This window comes from Pseudomonas yamanorum (assembly GCF_900105735.1).
Taxonomy (GTDB): Bacteria; Pseudomonadota; Gammaproteobacteria; order Pseudomonadales; family Pseudomonadaceae; genus Aquipseudomonas; species Aquipseudomonas yamanorum.
Genome location: NZ_LT629793.1, coordinates 3,247,019 through 3,272,697 on the forward strand (window position 1 = coordinate 3,247,019; position 25,679 = coordinate 3,272,697).

Here is a 25,679-nt window from a genome sequence, read left to right on the forward strand (position 1 = left end):
ATAAGTGCACCAGACGCAATGATCAAAATGTAGGCAATCGCAGTGGGAGCCGGGCTTGCCCGCGACGGCATCACCTCGCTATTCCTGAAAAGCCGGGTCACCCGCATCGCAGGCAAGCCAGCTCCCACATTGACCGAGCTCACTTGCGACTCACGTGGGTTGCGCTTCTTGCCACGTCGCCTCGCAGCATTCACGCATGGTTTCGCGCAGCCATTTATGGGCCGGGTCTTTGTCGAAACGCGGGTGCCAGGCCTGGGTCAACACCAGGGTCGGCAGGGAGATCGGCAGGGTGAAGGCGCGCAACGGCAGCTTCAGGCGATTGGCGCTGTAGAGCGCCTCCTTGGGCACCGGCAGGATCAGGTCGGAGTCCGGCAGCATGAACATCGCGCCGTGAAACCCCGGGGCGATCATGGCGACTCGACGTTCCAGGCCCTGGGCGTTGAGAGCCGTGTCGATCGGCCCACGGGCGATGCCGCGCCGGGAGATGCTGATGTGGGAGTAGCTGGCGAACCGTGCAGCGGTGATTTCCCCATCGAACAACGGATGCCCTTCCCGCGCCAGCCCGACGAAGGTGGTGGTGAACAGGTTTTGCACCTTCACTTCCGGAGTGATCGGCATGGTGTTACCCACCCGCAGATCGAGCCGGCCTTCACGCAGGGCTTCGTCGTCGGTGTCGCCTTCGGGCACGAAGCGTAGCTCGCACAGCGGCGCCATGCGCTCCATGGTGTCGAACAGCCGACCGCCATACACCCCGACAAAAAAGTCATTGGCCCGCACGCTGAACCGGCGGCGCAAAGTGCGCAAGTCCACTTCGTCCGCCGAGCGGAACAGCAGCGCCGCCTGTTCCACCACGGTACGCACCTGGCCCTGCAACTCCAGGGCCTTGGGCGTTGGCACCAGGCCGCGACCGGCGCGCACCAGGATCGGATCACCCACCGCCTCGCGGATTCGCGTGAGGGTGCGGCTCATGGCGGCCGGGCTCAGGTTCATCCGCCGCGCGGCACCCACCACACTGCCCTCGTCGAGCAAGGCGTCGAGGGCGACCAGCAGGTTCATGTCCGGTAATTGCATGCCAAGCACTCGTGATGGGTTGGGAGTGAACTTGGCGCAATCGTAGCAGGCTTCTCTGTAGGAGCGAGCTTGCTCGCGAAGAACGTTAACGGTAACGCGGGCATCCTGAAGGGACGCGTTGCCTGGACATTTTTCGCGAGCAAGCTCGCTCCTACAGGGAGCAGCAGGTGATTAGCGTTGCATGCCCCAACGCTTCACGGTGACCCGCTCCAGGGTGTCAAACACCAGGTTCTCCACCAGCAGCCCGATCAGGATCACCACTGCCAAGCCGGCAAACACCTTGTCGGTGTACAGCTCGTTGCGGTTCTGGAAGATGTACCAGCCCAGCCCGCCCTTGCCGCTGGTGGCGCCGAATACCAGCTCGGCCGCAATCAGCGTGCGCCAGGCAAACGCCCAGCCGATTTTCAGCCCGGCGAGGATCGAAGGCAGCGCCGCCGGGATCAGGATGAACAGCACAAAACGCATGCCCTTGAGGCCGTAATTGCGACCGGCCATGCGCAGGGTTTCCGAGACACCGAGAAACCCGGAATAGGTGTTGAGCGCCAGCGCCCACAGCACTGAATGCACCAGCACGAAGATCAGGCTGTTCTGTCCCAGGCCAAACCACAACAGCGCCAGCGGCAGCAGGGCAATCGCCGGCAACGGGTTGAACATCGAGGTCAGGGTGCTCAGCAGGTCGCGGCCCAGCTGGGTCGACACCGCCAGGGTGGTCAGGGCAAACGCCAGCACAATGCCGATCAGGTAACCCTTGATCAGCACCACCAGCGAGATGCTGACCTTGCTCAACAGCTCGCCACTGGCCATGCCGTCGTAGAACGCGCTCAGGGTCTGCAGGAAGCTCGGCAGCAGCAGGTCATTGTTTTGATAACGGGCGGCCGCTTCCCAGAGAATCGCGAGCACGATCAGGATCAGGCTTTTACGCAGCCAGCCTTGTTGCCACAAGCGCTGACGCAGCGGCAACTCGCGCTCTACGCGAACACCGGGCAACGGTTCGAGGGTGATTTCATATTCCTGGCGCATGGTGGAAACCCTTCAATAAGCGATGCGGATATCGGCGAAACCCAGCTCGGTTTCCGCCTCGGGCGCTTCATCAAACAACAGCCGATGAATGCGCCGCGCCGAAGCCTGGAACGCCACACCGCCAAGGCTGTGCAGGTCGTATTGATGGCTGTGGATTTCCGCTCGCACCCGCCCCGGGTGCGGCGACAGCAACAGGATGCGGTTGCCCACCACCAGCGCTTCTTCAATGGAGTGGGTGACGAACAACAGCGTGAAGCGCACCTCTTCCCAGAGCAGCAGCAACTCTTCCTGCATCTTGCGTCGGGTCAGGGCGTCGAGGGCGGCGAAGGGTTCGTCCATCAGCAGGATTTTCGGCTGCATGGCCAACGCCCGGGCGATGGCTACGCGGGCCTTCATGCCGCCGGACAGGGTGTGTGGATAGGCATCGGCAAAGGCCGTAAGGCCGACTTTTTCCAGGTAGTACAGGGCCCGCTCTTCGGCCTCGCGACGCTTCAGGGTCTTGGAGGCGAGCAGCGGGAACATGACGTTCTGCTTGACGGTTTTCCACGGCGGCAGTTGGTCGAACTCCTGGAACACCACGATGCGGTCCGGCCCTGGCTGCTCGACTTTTTGCCCAAGCAGACGGATCTCGCCCTCACACGGCTTGATAAAGCCGGCGATGGATTTCAGCAGCGTGGATTTGCCGCAGCCCGAAGGCCCCAGCAGTACAAAGCGGTCCGCCGGGTCGATCTCGAAACTGACCTGGTGGGTGGCCCGCACGACCCGTTCCGGCGTGCGGTATTCAAGGCTGACTTTATCCACCGAAAGCAGTGCTTCGGTGGTCGTCGGGTTGCTGGCCGTGTGGCCTTGCAAGGGCGCGTTCATGTCAGCTCCCTTGCAGCGGCTTGGTGTCCTGGAAGAAGTAATCCTTCCACGATTCGGGTTTGTTTTTGATCGCGCCGACGCGGTAGAGGAATTCCGCCAGCGGGTAGGTATTTTTCGGTGTGACGCTGAATTCGAATTGCGGGTTTTCGATGATTTTCAGCAGCTCGGCGCGGTCGATCTTGGCCTTCGTCACGCGGATGTAGGTATCGGCGGCGGCGCCTTTATCGTTCTGGGCGAATTGGGCCGCTTCGGTCAGCGCCTCGACGAACGCCTTGTAGGTTTTCGGGTTGTCGTTGCGGAATTTCTCGGTGGCGAACAGCACCGTCGGCGAGTTGGGGCCGAGGATGTCGTAGGAATTGAGCACCACGTGCACGTTCGGGTTGGTCAGGGCCTGCTCCTGGAACGGCGGGTTGGAGAAGTGCCCGGTCAGCTCGGTACCACCGGCGATCAACGCAGCCGTGGCGTCCGGGTGCGGGACGGCGACGGTGTACTTGTCGAGGCGATTGAATTCCTTGTCGCCCCACTGCTTGGCCGCGGCGTATTGCAGGAAGCGCGACTGCACGGAGACGCCCACTGCGGGTACGGCGATGCGGTCTTTTTCGGTGAAGTCGGCAATGGTCTTGACCTTGGGATTGTTGCTCACCAGGTAGTAAGGGAAGTTGCCCAGGGAGGCGACGGCTTTCACGTTCTGCTTGCCGTGGGTGCGGTCCCAGATGGTCAGCAGCGGGCCGACGCCAGCGCCGGCGATGTCGATGGAGCCGGAGAGCAACGCATCGTTGACGGCGGCGCCGCCGGACAGTTGGGTCCAGTCGACCTTGATGTCGATGCCTTCCTGCTTGCCGTATTTTTCGATCAGGTTCTGGTCACGCACCACGTTGAGCAACAGGTAGACGATGCCGAACTGCTCGGCAATGCGAATCTCTCCTTCGGCCTGGGCGGCCGCAGGTGCAACAAGGCTGCCGGCCAGCAGGCTGACGCCCAGGCCGACCGTGGCCGCCAGGCGCGCAAATGGGATTTTCTTGGACATGGTCTTGCTCCGGATCAGAAAGGCGCGTCGCCCTGGATGGTGGTGCGGAACAGCTTGCGCCGCAGGTGGCTCGGGCAGCCGGCCGCCAGGTGGATCAGCGAGCGGTTGTCCCAGAACACCAGGTCGTGGGGCTGCCACTGATGGCGGTAGATGTTTTCGGGCAGCACGCTGTGGGCGTAGAGCTGCGCCAGCAAGTCGCGGCTTTCGTCTTCCGGCAGGCCGACGATACGGGTGGTGAAACCCTCACTGACAAACAACGCCTTGCGGCCGTTTTCCGGGTGGGTGCGTACGATCGGGTGCACCACTTCTGCCACCTGAGCGAGCTGCTCAGGGGTGAGGGTCGGGCGCCAGTTGCCTTCGAATTTGGTTTCGCTGTAACGCGCCGTGTAGGAGTGTGCGGCGCTGCGACCTTCGACAGCCTTTCGCAGGTGCTCGGGCAGGTGGTCCCAGGCCTTGTGCATGTCGGCGAACAAGGTGTCGCCGCCTTCGGACGGCAGCTCTTGGGCGTGGAGCATCGAGCCGAGGCTCGGCAGTTCCTTATAGGAGAGGTCCGAGTGCCAGAACTTGCCGGCGTCCCCCAGGCCGATGGATTGGCCATTTTCGATGATGTTGGAGACGATCAGGATTTCCGGGTGGTTGGCCAGCAGGAATTGTTTGAGCACGTGGATTTGCAGCACACCGAAGCGGCGGCTGAAGGCGATCTGTTGCTCGGGAGTGATGCGTTGGTCGCGGAAGACGACGACATGGTGGTCCAGGTGCGCGCGATGGATGCGGGCGAAGTCCTGGTCGCTGACCGGGCGGGTCAGGTCCAGGCCAATGATCTCGGCGCCGACGCTGCCGGGAAATGGACGGATCTCAAAGGTTTGTGCAGTGTCGTTCGCTGTTGGAACAGTAGAGGTGGCAGACATGAGTTCACTCCCGGACAGTCAGGAGAGTGACTTTATAGTCATAAGAACGGCATTTTAAATACCGTTAATGAATATCGATATGGCTTTTGTACAGGCCATGGCACTTGGGCGTTTTGGAGGGCCTCATCGCGGGCAAGCCCGGCTCCCACAGGGAAACATTCATCCCCGTGGGGCCGGACTTGCCTGGGCGTGCAATCGGGATCAGCGCTCGTGCAAGGCCTCTGCCCGCGCCCGAAGGATCGGCTTGAGCAGGTAGCTGAGGATGCTTTTCTGGCCGGTGATGATGTCGACCGAAGCCACCATGCCGGGGATGATGATCAGCGGCTTCTCATCGGTGCCCAGGTGGCTGCGGTCAGTGCGCAGGGTGATCATGTAGTAGGTGGTTTTCTTGTCTTCGTCGGTGATGGTGTCGGCACCGATGCGCTCGAGCTTGGCCTTGAGGCCGCCGTAGATGGTGTAGTCATAGGCGGTGAACTTGACCACCGCCTCTTGTCCCGGGTGCAGGAAGGCGATGTCTTGCGGACGTATCTTGGCTTCCACCAGCAAGGTGTCATTCAGCGGCACGATTTCCACCATGTCGCTGCCTGGCTGGATCACGCCGCCGACGGTATTCACCAGCAGCTGCTTGACGATGCCACGCACCGGCGAGGTCACCAGGGTGCGGCTTACCCGATCTTCCAGGGCCTTGCCGGTAGACGCAGCCTTGTTCAGTTCGGTACGGGCTTCGTTGAGTTGCGTCAGGGCCTCACTGCGGAATTTTCCGCGGGTTTCGTCGATCTTGCGCTGCACTTCCTTGATCGCCGATTCGGCACGGGGAATCGCCAGGGTAGTTGCATCGAGTTGGCCACGGGTTTCCATTTCCGCACGCTTGAGCCGCAGCACTTCAACCGGCGAGACCGCGCCCTGGGCCACCAACGGCTCGGACATGTTGATTTCCTGGCGCTGCAACGACAGCTGGTTGCGGTATTGGCCTTGCTTGGAGGAGAACTCGCGCAGTTCCTGTTGACGCTGCACCAGTTGCTCCTGCAACCCGCCGACTTCGTCCTTGAGCTGCTGACGACGGCTCTCGTAGAGCGAGCGCTCACTGGCGGCCTGGCTCGGCGCGGCCTTGAGCACGTCGTCCGGAATATTCAGCGGACGGTCATCCACCTGCGCGCTCAAGCGTTCGACCCGCAGCAACATCGACAACCGCAAGGCTTCGGTTTCGCCGGCGTTGGACACAAAGCGCGTGTCATCCAGACGAATCAACGGCGCCCCGGCTTCGACGATCTGGCCTTCCTTGACGTACAGCTCTGCGACGATACCGCCTTCAAGGTTTTGGATTTTCTGCAGTTTGGAGGACGGAATCGCCTTACCGTCGCCGCGCGTCACTTCGTCGATACTGGAGAAATACGCCCAGCCCACCAGAAACAGGAAAAACGCGATGATCGCCCAGATGGTCAGGCGGATGACCCGCGGCGCATCTTCGATCAGTGCTTTGTTGACCTCGGGCAGCGGCTGGTCTTGCAGGGATTCGGAGCCTTTGAAGTAGCGGCCAACCGCGTTTTTGAAGGACTTAAGCGACACTGATTTGCCCCTTTTTCAACGCTTCCATGACGGCGGCTTTCGGGCCATCGGCGAGAATCTGACCACGATCGACCACCAACAGGCGGTCCACCAGGGACAGCAGCGAGGCGCGGTGCGTGACCAGCACGACCGTCTTGTTTTGCACCACAGCTTGCAGGCGTTGTTTCAAGCGTTCTTCACCGGTGTTGTCCATGGCGCTGGTCGGTTCATCGAGCAGCAGAATAGGCGGGTTGAGCAATAAGGCACGGGCCAGCGCGACGTTCTGCCGCTGGCCGCCGGACAGGTTCTGCCCGCGCTCGCCGACTTGCAGTTCGTAACCTTGGGGGTGCAGGCGGGCGAACTCGTGGACACCGGCCAATTCCGCGGCTTGCAGGACCATTTCGTCTTCGACATAGCGGGCACCGGATACCAGGTTGTCCCGCAGGGTGCCGGCGAGCAGTTGGATGTCCTGGGGCACGTAGCCGATGTTGTGGCGCAACTCGCTGACGTCGATCTGGCGAACGTCCACGCCGTCCACCAGCAAGGCGCCGGAGTCAGGCTGGTAGAGGCCGACAATCAATTTGGCGAGTGAGCTTTTACCCGAACCACTGCGCCCGATAATGCCGATTTTTTCCCCGGGCTTGATCACCAGGTTGAGGTTTTTCAGCGCGGCGTTTTGCTGGTCCGGGTAGGTGAAGTTCAGGCCCCGGCATTCGATCGCACCTTGCAGCGTGCGGCGGCTCATCGGACGCTCTTCGAAGTTGCGCTCTTGGGGCAACTCCATCATCTGGTCTACCGATTTCATGGTGACTTTGGCTTGCTGGTAACGGGTCAGCAGGCCAGACAGCGAAGCCAGCGGGCTCAAGGCACGGCCACTGAGCATGTAGCAGGCAATCAGGCCGCCCATGCTCAGGTTGCCGTCGATGATCTGGTAAACACCGAAGCAAATCATCACGACGCCCGCCAATTGCTGAATCAGCAGCGTCATGTTCATCGACAGGCCCGACAGCAACTTCACCCGCAGTTCCAGACGGCTGAGGGTGCCAATGGTTTGCTCCCACTGGTATTGGCGTTCACTTTCGGCGTTATTGACCTTGACCGCGTCCAGCCCGGCGAGGGTTTCGATCAGGCTCGACTGGCGCTCGGCGGCCAGGGCCATGGTTCGCTCCATGGTTGCCACCAGGGGCTTTTGCAGGGCATAACCGATGCCCAGGGCCAGCGGGAACGCCAGCACGGGAATCCACACCAGGTGCCCGCCGAGGATAGCGATCACCAGGAAAATCAGCAGGGTGAACGGCAGGTCGATCAGGCTGGTGAGGGTCAGTGACGCGAGGAAATCCCGCAGGCTCTGAAACTCGTGGATATTTTGGGCGAAGCTGCCCACCCGCGCCGGGCGGTATTTCATGGACATCCCGACAATGCGCTCGAACAGCGTCGCCGAGATAATCAGGTCGGTTTTTTTCCCGGCCAGGTCCAGGCACAAACTGCGCAGACTCTTGAGGATCAGATCGAACAGATAGGCGCCACCAATGCCGATAGCCAGCACCCACAAGGTGGCCGTGGCCTGGTTCGGCACTACACGGTCATAGACGTTCATCACGAACAGCGGTGCGGCCATGGCGATGATGTTGATCAGGAAACTGGCAGCGATGGCGTCTGTGTAAAGCCAGCGCGAGCGCTTCAAGGTGTCGCGGAACCAGGAGCGGGCACGGGGGATCAGGGTGCCGTGGTTGACATCGAACTTGTGCTGGGGTTGGGCGAAGAACACTTTGCCGGTGTAATCATCGGCCAGCACTTCGCGCTTGACGACGACTTCACCGCCATCGCTTTCGCTGAGCAAAATGCGAGCTTCGTCCTCGCCATGCCAACCGACCAACACCGTGCTGCGACCGTCCTTGAGCAACAGCAAGGCCGGCAGGGCGATGGTCGGAATCTGTTCCAGCTTGCGTTGCAACAAACGCCCCTGAAGTCCGGCGCGTGCAGCGGCGCGGGGCAGCAGTTCAGCGCTCAGGCGTTGCGCAGGCAACGGCAGGCCGGTGGTGAGCATCGCCGCACTGGCAGGTTTCTGATGCAGTGCACAAAGCGCAAGCAACCCGTCGAGTAACGGGTCGTCATGCAGCGTGCGTGGATCATGACTGAGATGAACTCGACTGACTTCTGATTCCACGCGGGTACTCTCGACTAACAGATGGGGCTTGGAGGGGTGGCTCAATTCATCCCTGGCAGTTGGACTTTAGGCTTCACGTCGTTTTGCACGACGGAGGCCATTGGCGCGACCACTCCCTGGCTTTTGAGCAATTCGCCCATGGTCGCCTTGATTCGGTATTGAGTAAATAACTGAATGTTTTTGATCTCTTCCAAACGACGGGAAGCGGTGAACAGTTCGTTCTCGCTGTCGAGCAAATCGAGCAGGGTACGTTGGCCCAAACTGAATTGCTGCTGGTAGGAAGTCCGTACTCGGGTGCTGTGATCGACGTATTGCTGGGCGATCGGCACTTGGGCGTTGGCGTTGTTCAGGGCATTCCAGGCCAGGCCCAGCTCTTCGTTCAACTGGCGCAAGGCGTTATTGCGGATATCCAGGGCCTGGTTGGACAGGGCCGATTTGGATTCCAGATCAGCTTTGTTGCTGCCGCCGGAGTAAAGGTTGAAGCGCATGCGCAACATGGCTTCCCAGCCATTGTTGTGGGACGGGTCACCGTTGACGTTGTTGTCGGCATTGGTACCGAGTTCAGCATCAAAACGCGGGTAGAACGCCGACTTGGCGGCTTGGTATTGCTGTTCGGTCGCGACGATATCGGATTCGGCCGAGCGCAGGATCGGGCTATTGTCGAGCATCTGGCGACGTGCTTCGTTCAGGTCGGCTGGCAGCATGGCCATGAACGGTGCCGGGCGCTCCAACTGGTCAGGCATCTGGCCCACGGCACTCAGATAGTTAGTCTGGGAGTCGGCCAGGTTGGTCTGTTCGGTGATCAGGTTGTTACGGGCTTGAGCCAGACGGGCTTCAGCCTGGTCCTGGTCAGCACCGTTACCGACGCCGCGCTGGGTGCGCAGTTTGATCTGGTCGTAGATGCGCTCGTGGTTGCGCAGGTTCTCTTCAGCCAGGCGTACGAATTCACGACGGGTCAGCACGTCCAGATAAACCTGGGCAACGGTCAGGCCGGTGCGCTCGGAGGTGCCGAGCAACGAATAAGCACGGGAGTTGACGGTGGCTTGTTGACGCCCTACTTCGCTGGAAGTGGCAAAACCGTCAAAAATCATTTGCTGCAGACGCAGGCTCGATTCGCCGCGGTTGAGCGTATCCCATTGGTTGCTGCCACGACCGTTGGCGGCACGAGTGGACGAGTTGTCCACGCCTTCACGACCGTAGCCACCGGCCAAGTCTACCTTCGGCAGGTAGCCACCTTGGGCGGCGCGTAATTGGTAGTCGGCGGCGATACGACTATTTACGCCGGCCTGAATCTCAGGGTGCACGTCGAGCGCTTGCTGCATGGCCTGTGGCAATGTTTGGGCGTGTACGAAACTCGCGGCGAGGACGAACGGCAGTGCCTTAAACAGGTGCAAACGCATTTCAAAAATTCCCCAGGACTTCTTGTCTCAAATCACAGCAGATCGAGTCGCTGTGTCGGAAAATGGCAACCGTAATGACCGTACGTCGGAAAGTTCAAAATCGGAACTGGTTCACACATGTAGGACGGTTCGCCGCATAAATATCAATGTGACATTAGTGGGGCGATTGTTTAGGATGGCGGCCATAAGGTCAATAGTTTGGCATAAAGTTAATTCCGAAAAAATATAGCCAAATTATTGACGAATCACCTGTCAAAAAGTCCAAGCACCTCCAAACTGACGCTAACTAGTGCTCAGGTCTATGGAAGTTACCCGAACGGATCGCCGGAGAAATCTTCAATGAGCAGTGTTGTTGCCATCGTCAAAAGCATTGTTGGCCAAGTTTTCGTCATTTCTCCAGAAGGAGTCAGACGTGTACTTGTCGAAGGCGACCGACTGTTCGCAGGGGATCAGGTAGACACCGGCCTCTCGGGCGCCGTTAGCCTGGAGCTGGCCGACGGCCGCACACTGGACCTGGGCCGTGAAACCCAGTGGAGCGCCGATACGCCGGACTCCAGCCTCGACCTGGCCCAAGCCACTGCCCAGGCCGCGCCGTCGGTTGCCGAGCTGCAGCAAGCCATCGCTGCCGGCGCCGACCCGACCACCGACCTGGAAGCTACCGCAGCAGGGCCGACTGCGGCCGGCACGGGCGCAGCGGGTGGCGGCCATAGTTTCGTGGTGCTGGATGCAACGGCGGCCAGCGTCGCGCCGACCATTGGCTTCCCAACAGCCGGCCTGGGTGTGACCACCTCGGCCCTGACCCAGAACGCGGGCGCACAGGCGAGCGACGCGGGCGGCCTGGTGCTGCAAGCCTCCACGCTGACCCTGGGCGCGACCCCGACCATCACCGAAGCGGGCGGCGTGCTGACCTACACCGCCACGGTGACGCAGGCGCCCACCAGCGACCTGAGCATCACCCTGTCCAATGGCGCGGTGATCACCATCCCGGCCGGCCAATTGACGGGCACCGTGAATGTGCCCCTGGCACCCAACGACACCCCGTACATCGATGCAAGCCAAATCAGCGTCACCGTCACCGGCACCACCGGTGGCAACAACCTGGTGCTGACCACCGACCCCGCGCCGGCGGTGACCCAAATCACCGACACCGTCGACACCACCACTGTCACGCTGACAGCCGGTAATACCGTGACCGAAGGCGGTCAGATCACTTACACCGCTACCCTGACCAACCCCGCGCAGACGCCGGTGACTGTCACTTTGAGCAATGGCTCGGTGATTACCATTGAAGCCGGGAAGTCCACCGGGACGGTCGTGGTCGATACGCCAGCCAATGATGTTTACAACAACGGCTCGACCATCAGCACCACGATTACCGGGGCTACCGGGGGTAACTTCGAGAACCTGGTGCCGGCGACTACGCCAGCGGTTACCACCATTACCGATTCGATCGATACCACCACTGTCACGCTGACAGCCGGTAATACCGTGACCGAAGGCGGTCAGATCACTTACACCGCGACCCTGACCAACCCAGCGCAGACGCCGGTGACCGTCACTTTGAGCAATGGCTCGGTGATTACCATTGAAGCCGGGAAGTCCACCGGGACGGTTGTCGTCGATACGCCAGCCAATGACGTTTACAACAACGGCTCGACGGTTAGCACGACCATTACGGCGGCGACTGGCGGTAATTTTGAGAACCTGGTGCCGAGCACTACGCCAGCGGTGACTACGATCACCGACTCGATCGATACCACGACGGTAACGCTGTCGACTAACGACACAGCGATCACTGAAGGCGGTCAGATCACTTACACCGCCACGCTTTCGAATGAAGCGCATGCGCCGGTGACCGTGACTCTGTCTAACGGCCAAGTTATTACCATTGACGCAGGCAAAACCACGGGCACCGTGGTTTTCCAGACTCCGGTCAACGACGTCTACAACAACGGTTCCACCGTCAACACCACTATCACCACCGCTACCGGTGGCAACTTCGAGAAGTTGGTCCCGGACAATACCAATCCGCCGACCACTGTTATCTCGGACTCGATCGACACCACCACCGTGACCTTGTCGACTAACGACACTGCGATCACTGAAGGGGGTCAGATCACTTACACCGCCACGCTTTCTAATGAAGCGCATGCGCCGGTGACCGTGACCTTGTCCAACGGACAGGTGATCACCATTGATGCCGGTAAAACCACCGGCACTGTGGTTTTCCAGACTCCGGTCAACGACGTTTACAACAACGGCTCGACCGTTAGCACCACGATCACCACCGCAACGGGTGGCAACTTCGAGAAGCTGGTCCCGGACAATACCAATCCGCCAACCACCGTTATTTCGGATTCGATCGATACCACCACCGTGACCTTGTCGACTAACGACACAGCGATCACTGAAGGCGGTCAAATCACTTACACCGCGACGCTTTCGAATGAAGCTCACGCGCCGGTGACCGTGACCCTGTCCAACGGCCAGGTGATCACCATTGATGCCGGTAAAACCACCGGCACTGTGGTTTTCCAAACCCCCGTCAACGATGTCTACAACAACGGTTCCACCGTTAGCACCACGATTACGGCGGCTACTGGCGGTAATTTCGAGAAGTTGGTTCCGGATAACACCAATCCGCCAACCACCGTTATTTCGGATTCGATCGATACCACCACCGTGACCTTGTCGACTAACGACACCGCAATCACTGAAGGCGGACAGATCACTTACACCGCCACGCTTTCGAATGAAGCGCATGCGCCGGTAACCGTGACTCTGTCTAACGGCCAAGTTATTACCATTGACGCAGGCAAAACCACGGGCACCGTGGTTTTCCAGACTCCGGTCAACGACGTCTACAACAACGGTTCCACCGTCAGCACCACTATCACCACCGCTACCGGTGGCAACTTCGAGAAGTTGGTCCCGGACAATACCAATCCGCCGACCACTGTTATCTCGGACTCGATCGACACCACCACCGTGACCTTGTCGACTAACGACACTGCGATCACTGAAGGCGGTCAAATCACTTACACCGCGACGCTTTCGGATGAAGCGCATGCGCCGGTGACCGTGACCCTGTCCAACGGCCAGGTGATCACCATTGATGCCGGTAAAACCACCGGCACTGTGGTTTTCCAAACCCCCGTCAACGATGTCTACAACAACGGTTCCACCGTTAGCACCACGATCACCACCGCTACCGGTGGCAACTTCGAGAAGTTGGTCCCAGACAATACAAATCCGCCGACCACTGTTATCTCGGATTCGATCGACACCACTACCGTGACCTTGTCGACCAACGACACTGCGATCACTGAAGGTGGGCAGATCACCTACACCGCGACCTTGAGCAACGAAGCTCATGCGCCAGTGACCGTGACTCTGTCTAACGGCCAAGTTATTACCATTGACGCAGGCAAAACCACGGGCACCGTGGTTTTCCAGACTCCGGTCAACGACGTCTACAACAACGGTTCCACCGTCAGCACCACAATCACGACGGCCACCGGTGGCAACTTCGAGAAGCTGGTCCCGGACAATACCAATCCACCGACCACTGTTATCTCCGATTCAATCGACACCACGACGGTGACGCTGTCGACCACCGACACTGCGATCAATGAAGGTGGCCAGATCACTTACACCGCCACGCTTTCTAATGAAGCGCATGCGCCGGTGACCGTGACCCTGTCCAACGGCCAGGTGATCACCATTGATGCCGGTAAAACCACCGGCACTGTGGTTTTCCAGACTCCGGTCAACGACGTTTACAACAACGGCTCGACCGTTAGCACCACGATCACCACCGCAACGGGTGGCAACTTCGAGAAGCTGGTCCCGGACAATACCAATCCGCCAACCACCGTTATTTCGGATTCGATCGATACCACCACCGTGACCTTGTCGACTAACGACACAGCGATCACTGAAGGCGGTCAAATCACCTACACCGCGACGCTTTCGAATGAAGCTCACGCGCCGGTGACCGTGACCCTGTCCAACGGCCAGGTGATCACCATTGATGCCGGTAAAACCACCGGCACTGTGGTTTTCCAAACCCCCGTCAACGATGTCTACAACAACGGTTCCACCGTTAGCACCACGATTACGGCGGCTACTGGCGGTAATTTCGAGAAGTTGGTTCCGGATAACACCAATCCGCCAACCACCACGATTACCGACTCGATCGACACCACCACCGTGACCTTGTCGACTAACGACACCGCAATCACTGAAGGCGGTCAGATCACTTACACCGCCACGCTTTCGAATGAAGCGCATGCGCCGGTAACCGTGACTCTGTCTAACGGCCAAGTTATTACCATTGACGCAGGCAAAACCACGGGCACCGTGGTTTTCCAGACTCCGGTCAACGACGTCTACAACAACGGTTCCACCGTCAACACCACTATCACCACCGCTACCGGTGGCAACTTCGAGAAGTTGGTCCCGGACAATACCAATCCGCCGACCACTGTTATCTCGGACTCGATCGACACCACCACCGTGACCTTGTCGACTAACGACACTGCGATCACTGAAGGCGGTCAGATCACTTACACCGCCACGCTTTCTAATGAAGCGCATGCGCCGGTGACCGTGACCTTGTCCAACGGACAGGTGATCACCATTGATGCCGGTAAAACCACCGGTACCGTAGTTTTCCAGACCCCGGTCAATGACGTTTACAACAACGGTTCGACCGTTAGCACCACAATCACGACGGCCACTGGCGGCAACTTCGAGAAACTTGTCCCAGACAATACAAATCCGCCGACCACTGTTATCTCGGATTCGATCGACACCACTACCGTGACCTTGTCGACCAACGACACTGCGATCACTGAAGGTGGGCAGATCACCTACACCGCGACCTTGAGCAACGAAGCTCATGCGCCAGTGACCGTGACTCTGTCTAACGGCCAAGTTATTACCATTGACGCAGGCAAAACCACGGGCACCGTGGTTTTCCAGACTCCGGTCAACGACGTCTACAACAACGGTTCCACCGTCAGCACCACAATCACGACGGCCACTGGCGGCAACTTCGAAAAGCTGGTTCCGGACAATACCAATCCGCCGACCACTGTTATCTCCGATTCGATCGACACCACCACCGTGACGCTGTCGACCAACGACACTGCGATCACCGAAGGGGGTCAGATCACATACACCGCTACGCTTTCGAATGAAGCGCATGCGCCGGTGACCGTGACTCTGTCTAACGGCCAGGTCATCACCATCGACGCAGGTAAAACCACGGGCACCGTGGTTTTCCAAACGCCAGTCAACGACGTCTACAACAACGGTTCCACCGTTAGCACCACGATCACCACCGCTACCGGTGGCAACTTCGAGAAGCTGGTCCCGGACAATACCAATCCACCGACCACTGTTATCTCCGATTCAATCGACACCACGACGGTGACGCTGTCGACCACCGACACTGCGATCAATGAAGGCGGCCAGATCACCTACACCGCGACATTGAGCAACGAAGCTCATGCTCCAGTGACCGTGACACTGTCCAACGGCCAGGTCATCACCATCGACGCGGGTAAAACCACGGGCACCGTGGTTTTCCAGACACCGGTCAACGACGTCTACAACAACGGCTCGACCGTTAGCACCACCATTACGACGGCCACTGGTGGCAACTTCGAGAAGTTGGTCCCAGACAATACCAATCCGCCGACTACCGTCATTTCGGACTCGATCGACACCACCACTGTGATCTTGTCGACTAACGACACTGCGATCACCGAAGGCGGTCAGATCACTTACACCGCCACGCTTTCGAATGAAGCGCATGCGCCAGTGACCGTGACCCTGTCCAACGGACAGGTCATCACCATCGACGCAGGTAAAACCACCGGTACCGTGGTTTTCCAGACTCCGGTCAACGACGTCTACAACAACGGTTCCACCGTAAGCACCACGATTACTGCGGCTACTGGCGGTAACTTTGAGAAGTTGGTTCCGGACAATACCAATCCGCCGACCACTGTTATCTCGGACTCGATCGACACCACCACCGTGACCTTGTCGACTAACGACACTGCGATCACTGAAGGCGGTCAGATCACCTACACCGCGACCTTGAGCAACGAGGCTCACGCGCCGGTAACCGTGACCCTGTCTAACGGCCAGGTCATTACCATTGATGCCGGTAAAACCACCGGCACTGTGGTTTTCCAGACTCCGGTCAATGACGTCTACAACAACGGTTCCACCGTTAGCACCACCATCAGCACGGCCACTGGCGGCAACTTCGAGAAGCTGGTTCCGGACAACACCAATCCGCCAACCACCGTCATTTCGGATTCGATCGACACCACCACGGTAACGCTGTCGACCACCGATACCGCAATCACCGAAGGCGGTCAGATCACTTACACCGCGACCTTGAGCAACGAAGCTCACGCCCCGGTCACCGTGACGCTGTCTAACGGCCAGGTCATTACCATTGATGCCGGTAAAACCACGGGCACCGTGGTTTTCCAAACGCCGGTCAATGACGTTTACAACAACGGTTCCACCGTCAGCACCACGATCACCACCGCTACTGGCGGCAACTTCGAGAAGTTGGTTCCGGATAACACCAATCCGCCGACTACCGTCATTTCGGACTCGATCGACACCACCACTGTGACCTTGTCGACTAACGACACTGCGATCACTGAAGGCGGCCAGATCACCTACACGGCAACGCTTTCGAATGAAGCGCATGCGCCGGTGACCGTGACCCTGTCCAACGGCCAGGTCATCACCATCGACGCAGGTAAAACCACGGGCACCGTGGTTTTCCAAACGCCGGTCAATGACGTCTACAACAACGGTTCCACCGTTAGCACCACCATCAGCACGGCCACTGGCGGCAACTTCGAGAAGCTGGTTCCGGACAACAGCCATCCAGCGGTTACCACCATCACCGACTCGATCGACACCACGACCGTTAAGTTGAGCACCACCGACACTGCCATCACCGAAGGCGGTCAGATCACCTACACCGCGACCTTGAGCAACGAAGCTCACGCCCCGGTCACCGTGACGCTGTCCAACGGCCAGGTCATTACCATCGACGCGGGAAAAACCACAGGTACCGTTGTTTTCCAAACGCCGGTCAATGACGTCTACAACAACGGTTCCACCGTTAGCACCACCATTACGACGGCCACTGGTGGCAACTTCGAGAAGCTGGTTCCGGACAACACCAATCCGCCAACCACCGTCATTTCGGATTCGATCGACACCACCACTGTGACGCTGTCGACCACCGACACTGCCATCACCGAAGGCGGTCAGATCACCTACACCGCGACATTGAGCAACGAAGCTCATGCTCCAGTGACCGTGACACTGTCCAACGGCCAGGTGATCACTATCGACGCGGGAAAAACCACTGGCACTGTGGTTTTCCAGACTCCGGTCAATGACGTCTACAACAACGGTTCCACCGTTAGCACCACCATCAGCACGGCCACTGGCGGCAACTTCGAGAAGCTGGTTCCGGACAACACCAATCCGCCAACCACCGTCATTTCGGATTCGATCGACACCACCACTGTGACGCTGTCGACCACCGACACTGCCATCACCGAAGGCGGCCAGATCACCTACACCGCCACGCTTTCGAATGAAGCGCATGCGCCAGTGACCGTGACGCTGTCCAACGGCCAAGTTATTACCATTGACGCAGGCAAAACCACGGGCACCGTGGTTTTCCAAACGCCAGCCAACGATGTTTACAACAACGGGTCGACGGTCAGCACCACCATCAGCACCGCTACTGGCGGCAACTTCGAGAAACTGGTTCCGGATAACAGCCATCCAGCGGTTACCACCATCACCGACTCGATCGATACCACGACCGTTAAGTTGAGCACCACCGACACCGCCATTACCGAAGGCGGTCAGATCACCTACACCGCGACCTTGAGCAACGAGGCTCACGCGCCGGTCACCGTGACCCTGTCCAACGGCCAGGTCATCACCATTGATGCCGGCAAAACTACCGGCACTGTGGTTTTCCAAACGCCGGTCAATGACGTCTACAACAACGGTTCCACCGTTAGCACCACGATCACAGCCGCGACTGGTGGCAACTTCGAGAAGCTGGTTCCGGATAACACCAATCCGCCAACCACCGTCATTTCGGATTCGATCGACACCACCACTGTGACGCTGTCGACCACCGACACTGCGATCACCGAAGGCGGTCAGATCACTTACACCGCGACCTTGAGCAACGAAGCTCACGCCCCGGTCACCGTGACGCTGTCTAACGGCCAGGTCATTACCATTGATGCCGGTAAAACCACCGGCACTGTGGTTTTCCAGACTCCGGTCAATGACGTCTACAACAACGGTTCCACCGTTAGCACCACCATCAGCACGGCCACTGGCGGCAACTTCGAGAAGCTGGTTCCGGACAACACCAATCCGCCAACCACCGTCATTTCGGATTCGATCGACACCACCACGGTAACGCTGTCGACCACCGATACCGCAATCACCGAAGGCGGTCAGATCACTTACACCGCGACCTTGAGCAACGAAGCTCACGCCCCGGTCACCGTGACGCTGTCTAACGGCCAGGTCATTACCATTGATGCCGGTAAAACCACCGGCACTGTGGTTTTCCAGACTCCGGTCAATGACGTCTACAACAACGGTTCCACCGTTAGCACCACCATCAGCACGGCCACTGGCGGCAACTTCGAGAAGCTGGTTCCGGACAACACCAATCCGCCAACCACCGTCATTTCGGATTCGATCGACACCACCACGGTAACGCTGTCGACCACCGATACCGCAATCACCGAAGGCGGTCAGATCACTTACACCGCGACCTTGAGCAACGAAGCTCACGCCCCGGTCACCGTGACGCTGTCTAACGGCCAGGTCATTACCATTGATGCCGGTAAAACCACGGGCACCGTGGTTTTCCAAACGCCGGTCAATGACGTTTACAACAACGGTTCCACCGTCAGCACCACGATCACCACCGCTACTGGCGGCAACTTCGAGAAGTTGGTTCCGGATAACACCAATCCGCCGACTACCGTCATTTCGGACTCGATCGACACCACCACTGTGACCTTGTCGACTAACGACACTGCGATCACTGAAGGCGGCCAGATCACCTACACGGCAACGCTTTCGAATGAAGCGCATGCGCCGGTGACCGTGACCCTGTCCAACGGCCAGGTCATCACCATCGACGCAGGTAAAACCACGGGCACCGTGGTTTTCCAAACGCCGGTCAATGACGTCTACAACAACGGTTCCACCGTTAGCACCACCATCAGCACGGCCACTGGCGGCAACTTCGAGAAGCTGGTTCCGGACAACAGCCATCCAGCGGTTACCACCATCACCGACTCGATCGACACCACGACCGTTAAGTTGAGCACCACCGACACCGCCATTACCGAAGGCGGTCAGATCACCTACACCGCGACCTTGAGCAACGAAGCTCATGCGCCAGTGACCGTGACGCTGTCCAACGGCCAGGTCATTACCATCGACACGGGCAAAACCACCGGTACCGTGGTCTTCCAAACGCCCGCCAACGACGTTTACAACAACGGTTCGACGGTCAGCACGACCATCACCACCGCAACGGGTGGCAACTTCGAGAAGCTGGTCCCGGATAATACTAATCCGCCGACCACCACGATTACCGACTCGATCGATACCACCACCGTGACGCTGTCGACAAACGACACTGCGATCACCGAAGGTGGGCAGATCACGTACACCGCGACGTTGACCAACGTCGCTCACGCCCCGGTCACCGTGACCCTGTCCAACGGCCAGGTGATCACCATTGATTCCGGAAAAACCACCGGCACTGTGGTTTTCCAGACGCCAGCCAACGACGTTTACAACAACGGTTCCACCGTCAGCACCACCATTACGACGGCCACTGGCGGCAACTTCGAGAAACTGGTTCCGGATAACAGCCATCCAGCGGTGACCACCATCACCGACTCGATCGACACCACGACCGTTAAGTTGAGCACCACCGATACAGCCATCACCGAAGGCGGCCAGATCACCTACACCGCCACGCTTTCGAATGAAGCGCATGCGCCGGTTACCGTGACCCTGTCCAACGGCCAGGTGATTACCATTGATTCCGGCAAAACCACCGGCACTGTGGTTTTCCAAACGCCAGCCAACGACGTTTACAACAACGGTTCCACCGTCAGCACCACCATTACGACGGCCACTGGCGGCAACTTCGAAAAATTGGTTCCGGATAACAGCCATCCAGCGGTGACCACCATCACCGACTCGATCGACACCACGACCGTTAAGTTGAGCACCACCGATACAGCCATCACCGAAGGCGGCCAGATCACCTACACCGCCACGCTTTCGAATGAAGCGCATGCGCCGGTCACCGTGACCTTGTCCAACGGCCAGGTGATTACCATTGATGCCGGTAAAACCACCGGCACTGTGGTTTTCCAAACGCCAGCCAACGACGTTTACAACAACGGTTCCACCGTCAGCACAACCATCACCACAGCCACTGGCGGCAACTTCGAGAAGCTGGTTCCGGATAACAGCCACCCAGCTGTCACCACCATCACCGACTCGATCGACACCACGACCGTTAAGTTGAGCACCACTGACACCGCCATTACTGAAGGCGGCCAGATCACCTACACCGCGACTTTGAGCAACGTCGCTCACGCCCCGGTGACCGTGACCTTGTCCAACGGCCAGGTGATCACTATCGATTCCGGTAAAACCACCGGTACCGTGGTCTTCCAGACTCCGGCTAACGACGTCTACAACAACGGTTCCACCGTCAGCACGACTATCACCACAGCCACTGGCGGCAACTTCGAGAAACTGGTTCCGGATAACACCAACCCGCCGACCACTGTCATTTCGGATTCGATCGACACCACCACCGTTACCCTGTCGACGGCCAACACCGCGATCACTGAAGGCGGCCAGATCACCTACACCGCGACCTTGAGCAACGTCGCTCACGCCCCGGTCACCGTGACCTTGTCCAACGGCCAGGTGATCACTATCGACTCCGGTAAAACTACCGGTACCGTGGTCTTCCAGACGCCCCCCAACGACGTCTACAACAACGGCTCAACCGTCAGCACCACCATCAGCACAGCCACTGGTGGCAACTTCGAGAAGCTAGTCCCGGATAACAGCCACCCAGCTGTCACCACCATCACCGACTCGATCGACACCACGACCGTTAAGTTGAGCACCACTGACACCGCCATTACTGAAGGCGGCCAGATCACCTACACCGCGACCTTGAGCAACGTCGCTCACGCCCCGGTGACCGTGACCTTGTCCAACGGCCAGGTGATCACTATCGATTCCGGTAAAACCACCGGCACCGTGGTCTTCCAGACTCCGGCTAACGACGTCTACAACAACGGTTCCACCGTCAGCACGACTATCACCACAGCCACTGGCGGCAACTTCGAGAAACTGGTCCCGGACAACACCAATCCGCCGACCACCACGATTACCGATTCGATCGACACCACGACGGTTGCGCTGTCGACGGCCAACACTGCCATTACCGAAGGCGGCCAGATCACTTACACCGCGACCTTGAGCAACGTCGCTCACGCCCCGGTGACCGTGACCCTGTCCAACGGCCAAGTGATCACCATTGATTCCGGCAAAACCACCGGCACTGTGGTCTTCCAGACCCCACCCAACGACGTCTACAACAACGGCTCAACCGTTAGCACGACCATCACCACGGCCACTGGCGGCAACTTCGAGAAACTGGTTCCGGATAACAGCCATCCCGCTGTCACCACCATCACTGACTCGATCGACACCACCACGATCAGCATCACTGGCGATGCTTCGGTGAACGAGGGCCAGACAGCCCACTACACCCTCACGCTGAGCAACCCGGCGGCCACTGACGTGACCGTCACGCTGAAATACAGCGGCACGGCCACCGACGGTTCGGACTTCAACGGCATCTACACCGTGAAGATCCCGGCTGGCGCCAGCAGTGCAACCTTTAACGTGAACACCCTTGACGACAAGCTGACCGAGCCTACCGAAACGCTGGTGATCACCATCGACAAGACTTCCGGTGGCAACTTCGAGAAGCTGGCGATCAGCGGCACCAATGGCAGCATCAGCACCAATATCATCGATAACGACGCCCCGCCGGTCATCGACCTGGACGCCAACAATTCCAGCGGCGCCACCGGTGCGGATTACAAGGTGACGTTCACCGAGGGCACCACCGGGCCGGGTGTGTCGATTGCTGACACCGACATCAAGATCACCGACCCGGACAGCACGATGCTGACCGGCGCCACCGTCACCCTGACCAACGCGCAAGTGGGCGACGCGCTGAACCTGGGCAATAGCGTCAACGGCATCACGATCAACTCCAACAACCAGACGGGCACCATCACCCTGACGCTGTCGGGCACCGCGACGCTGGCCGATTACATGACGCGGATCCAGAACATCACGTTCACCAACAACAGCCATGACCCGAGCACCACGCCGCGGATCATTACCGTGACGGTGACCGATGGCGGTAACTACTCCAACGTTGCCACCGCCACTGTCAACGTGGTGGCCGTCAACGATGCGCCGGTCGCTACCGGCAGCGCCGTCACGGGTACCGAAGACACGCCGCTGGCCCTGGCCTGGTCGAACTTCGGCGTGACTGACGTCGACTCGCCACAAGCGAGCCTCGGGGTGAAAATCACCGAGCTGCCGGTCGCTGGCAAATTGCAGTTCCTGGCAGCGGACGGGGTGACCTGGTCCAACGTCACCAGCGGCCAGACCTTTACCAAGGCCCAGATCGACGCCGGCCAATTGCGCTTTACGCCCAATGCCAACGAGTCCGGGACCGATGGTTACGGCGGTACTGGCATCGGCAATAAACAGGCTGACTATGCGCAGTTCAAATTCCAGCCAACCGATGGCAAGGATCTGGGCACTGCCGCGACAGTGAAAGTCGATATCACCCCTGTGGCCGATGCACCGAACCTGACGGTGGCAGACAACGCCGTGAACTCCGTGGGCCTGACCAAGCAAAGCTGGAACAGCATTGCGAACCTGGGCACCAGCGGCAACGGCGCTGCACCGGCAGACCTGAAAAACGCGATTGATAACGCCGGCACGCCGAACACCAGCACCACCGTGACCACTGTCGTGTCTGAAGCGAACGTTGCGGGGGGCTCTGGCTCCAAGACTTCCGGCCTGATCTACATGGAAGCCGGGAAGAGCTACACCTTCAGCGGCACCGGCGATGACAGCCTGGTGGTCAACGTTGGCGGCAAAGACGTAGCGAGCGCGCTGTGGGGCACCAACAGCGGCAAGTTCAGCGGCTCGATCACCCCGACCGTCAGCGGCTACTACAGCATCGAGATCTACCACGCCAACCAGTCCGGACCTGGCAGCTATAACGTCAACGTGCAAATCGGCAACGGTGCGGTCCAGCCCCTGAACACCAGCGGCATACCGCTCTACACCGGCGTCAGCGACCTGATCAATGCCGGCGTAACGCTGTCCGACCTGCACGGCAGCAACGGCGACGGTTACTACACCGGCTACAAGCTCAACGAAGGCCTGGAGAACGGCTCGGTGCACCTGTCCAAGGTCACTACCAGCCTGACCGATACCGACGGTTCGGAAAGCCTGAGCGTGAAGATCAGCGGGATTCCGGCGGGCTCGGTACTCACCGATGGTGCCGGGCATACCTATAGCGCCGGCGCGAGCACAGGTGAAGTGAACGTAACGGGCTGGGACTTGAGCACCCTGACCATCAAGCCACCGACCTACTACAGCGGCCAGTTCAACCTGACGGTGACCTCGACCTCGACTGAAAGCCTGGGCGGCTCGGCCGTTACCACCGCGCAGTTGCCGGTCACGATTTACCCGGCGAACTACAACTCGATCACCGCAACGTCGGGCAGCGACAACATCACCGGCACCGATGGCAATGACATCGTGGTCGCGGACATCGGTGGCCTGAACGTGGTGCAAGGCAAGAACTACAACATCGCGTTCATGGTCGACAGCTCCGGCAGCATGAGCACCGATTCGGTCAACGCTGCCAAGGCGTCGCTGACCTCGGTGTTCAGCTCACTGAAAAACAGCCTCGGCGCCAACACATCGGGCACCGTGAATATCTTCGTGGCGGACTTCGATACCCAGGTCAATAAATCGGTGGCGATTAACCTGAACGATCCAAACGCGCTGGCGATACTCAAGGGCGTGCTGGATTCGATGGTCTCCGGTGGCGGCACCAACTATGAAGATGTGTTCAAGGCCACCGCCAACTTCTTCCAGAGCAACCTGGCGACCGGCAATACCGGCGCGACCAACCTGACTTACTTCATCACTGACGGCCAGCCGACGTACTTCCAGAACGGCGAACAAACCAATCCGGTGGTCACCGACTTCTACAACTACAACACCACCGATGGCCGGCTGGATGACTACATCAACACCAACAACTATCAGTTGGGCAACGCGTTCTCGATCACCGTCGGCAGCAGCAAGCTGCAACTGATCGACAGCGCCGGTCAGGTTCACAAGTGGATGCAGAACTGGAACGGCAGCTGGTACGACAGCGGCGTCATCGGCACCGTGCATGCCCAAGGCGACGGCACCTATGAGGTCTCGTACCTGGACGGCAGCGGTAGCAGCACCAGCTCTGCGACGACCAGCAATGCCGGCAGCGGGTTTGCATTGCTCAGCGGCTTGTCCAGCGTGGAGGCCATTGGCATCAACAGCGGGGTCAGCCTGAATGACCTCAAGCCATACGACTCGGACGGCAAGCCACAGAGCAACATCGATCCGAAGGACTTGGCCAACGCTATCCTGGGCCACACCGAGGCGACCTTGCCGGGCTCTGACACCATCAACGGTGGCGATGGCAATGACATCATCTTCGGTGACCTGGTGAGCTTCAGCGGGATCACCGGCGAGGGCTACAACGCGCTGCAGGCCTTCGTCGCACAGAAAACCGGAATGGCCGTCACGGCCGTCACCACGTCGAACGTGCATCAGTACGTGACCGAACACTACGCCGACTTTGATGTGTCCGGCGCCAAGGACGGGAACGACACGCTGCTGGGCGGCGCTGGCGACGACATCCTGTTCGGTCAGGGCGGCAACGATTACCTCGATGGTGGCAAGGGCAATGACATCCTGCTGGGCGGCACCGGCAACGACACGTTGATCGGCGGTCCGGGCAACGACATCCTTGTGGGTGGTGCCGGTGCTGATTTGTTCGTGTGGAAGGCTGGCGACTTGGGCAACGACGTGATCAAGGACTTCAAGGCCGCGGACGGTGACCGGATTGACCTGCGGGATCTGTTGAAAGGTGAGAGCGACAGCACCATCGACAACTACCTCAAGATCACCACAGTGGAAGGCGTCTCGACGCTGCAAGTCAGTACCGAAGGTAACCTGAACAAGGCCGGCGGCCTGGCCAACGCGGATGTCACCATCAAGCTGGAAGGCAACGACTGGTCCCACACCAGCATCAACTCGCTGATCAGCGGTGCCGACCCGACCATCAAGATCGATCACACCGCCTAAGCCTGCGTTCATCGGCCGCCCAAGCGGCGGCCGATGTACATTAACGGCTCGTCACTGGCTCTGTGGGACGGTTGCAC

9 protein-coding genes are annotated in these 25,679 nt (G+C 59.2%); 1 reads left to right on the plus strand and 8 read right to left on the minus strand.

Annotated features, from left to right (window positions below; genetic code table 11):
- Positions 1-150: 150 nt before the first annotated feature.
- The 8 genes from BLU46_RS15330 to BLU46_RS15365 form a co-directional block, all read right to left on the minus strand.
- A complete protein-coding gene (locus BLU46_RS15330; protein WP_093203144.1) occupies positions 151-1,071 on the minus strand; it encodes a LysR family transcriptional regulator in 921 nt (306 codons plus the stop codon).
- Between the two features lie 171 nt (positions 1,072-1,242).
- Positions 1,243-2,091 carry an ABC transporter permease gene (locus tag BLU46_RS15335; RefSeq protein WP_017478025.1) on the minus strand — a complete coding sequence of 283 codons (849 nt, stop codon included), beginning with the start codon at positions 2,089-2,091 and terminating at the stop codon, positions 1,243-1,245.
- A gap of 12 nt (positions 2,092-2,103) precedes the next feature.
- Positions 2,104-2,955: an ABC transporter ATP-binding protein gene (locus tag BLU46_RS15340; protein ID WP_093203148.1), complete on the minus strand. Its 852-nt coding sequence runs from the start codon at positions 2,953-2,955 to the stop codon at positions 2,104-2,106.
- Position 2,956: 1 nt separating this feature from the next.
- Entirely contained in the window at positions 2,957-3,982 is a 1,026-nt protein-coding gene (locus BLU46_RS15345; RefSeq protein ID WP_093203152.1) for an ABC transporter substrate-binding protein, read from the minus strand.
- Between the two features lie 14 nt (positions 3,983-3,996).
- Positions 3,997-4,890, minus strand: coding sequence for a TauD/TfdA dioxygenase family protein (locus BLU46_RS15350; protein WP_063033670.1), 894 nt, complete (start codon positions 4,888-4,890; stop codon positions 3,997-3,999).
- 201 nt (positions 4,891-5,091) lie between these two features.
- Positions 5,092-6,456: an HlyD family type I secretion periplasmic adaptor subunit gene (locus tag BLU46_RS15355; RefSeq protein WP_093203157.1), complete on the minus strand. Its 1,365-nt coding sequence runs from the start codon at positions 6,454-6,456 to the stop codon at positions 5,092-5,094.
- The gene (locus tag BLU46_RS15360; protein ID WP_093203162.1) at positions 6,446-8,602 is read right to left on the minus strand and encodes a type I secretion system permease/ATPase; all 2,157 of its coding nucleotides are present in this window, start codon (positions 8,600-8,602) and stop codon (positions 6,446-6,448) included. The genes BLU46_RS15355 and BLU46_RS15360 overlap by 11 nt, the downstream gene beginning before the upstream one ends.
- A gap of 41 nt (positions 8,603-8,643) precedes the next feature.
- Positions 8,644-10,002 carry a TolC family outer membrane protein gene (locus BLU46_RS15365; RefSeq protein ID WP_063033672.1) on the minus strand — a complete coding sequence of 453 codons (1,359 nt, stop codon included), beginning with the start codon at positions 10,000-10,002 and terminating at the stop codon, positions 8,644-8,646.
- 339 nt (positions 10,003-10,341) lie between these two features.
- On the opposite strand from BLU46_RS15365, the gene BLU46_RS15370 reads away from it, so the two are divergent.
- On the plus strand, positions 10,342-25,602 hold the full coding sequence (locus BLU46_RS15370) for a retention module-containing protein (RefSeq protein WP_093203167.1): 15,261 nt from the start codon (positions 10,342-10,344) through the stop codon (positions 25,600-25,602).
- The last annotated feature ends 77 nt before the right edge of the window (positions 25,603-25,679 follow it).

Excerpts from the sequence above, each read along its gene's own strand:
- BLU46_RS15330 (WP_093203144.1), bottom strand. The coding sequence starts at position 1,071 with ATGCAATTACCGGACATGAACCTGCTGGTCGCCCTCGACGCCTTGCTC.
- BLU46_RS15335 (WP_017478025.1), bottom strand. The coding sequence starts at position 2,091 with ATGCGCCAGGAATATGAAATCACCCTCGAACCGTTGCCCGGTGTTCGC.
- BLU46_RS15340 (WP_093203148.1), bottom strand. The coding sequence starts at position 2,955 with ATGAACGCGCCCTTGCAAGGCCACACGGCCAGCAACCCGACGACCACC.
- BLU46_RS15345 (WP_093203152.1), bottom strand. The coding sequence starts at position 3,982 with ATGTCCAAGAAAATCCCATTTGCGCGCCTGGCGGCCACGGTCGGCCTG.
- BLU46_RS15350 (WP_063033670.1), bottom strand. The coding sequence starts at position 4,890 with ATGTCTGCCACCTCTACTGTTCCAACAGCGAACGACACTGCACAAACC.
- BLU46_RS15365 (WP_063033672.1), bottom strand. The coding sequence starts at position 10,002 with ATGCGTTTGCACCTGTTTAAGGCACTGCCGTTCGTCCTCGCCGCGAGT.
- BLU46_RS15370 (WP_093203167.1), top strand. The coding sequence starts at position 10,342 with ATGAGCAGTGTTGTTGCCATCGTCAAAAGCATTGTTGGCCAAGTTTTC.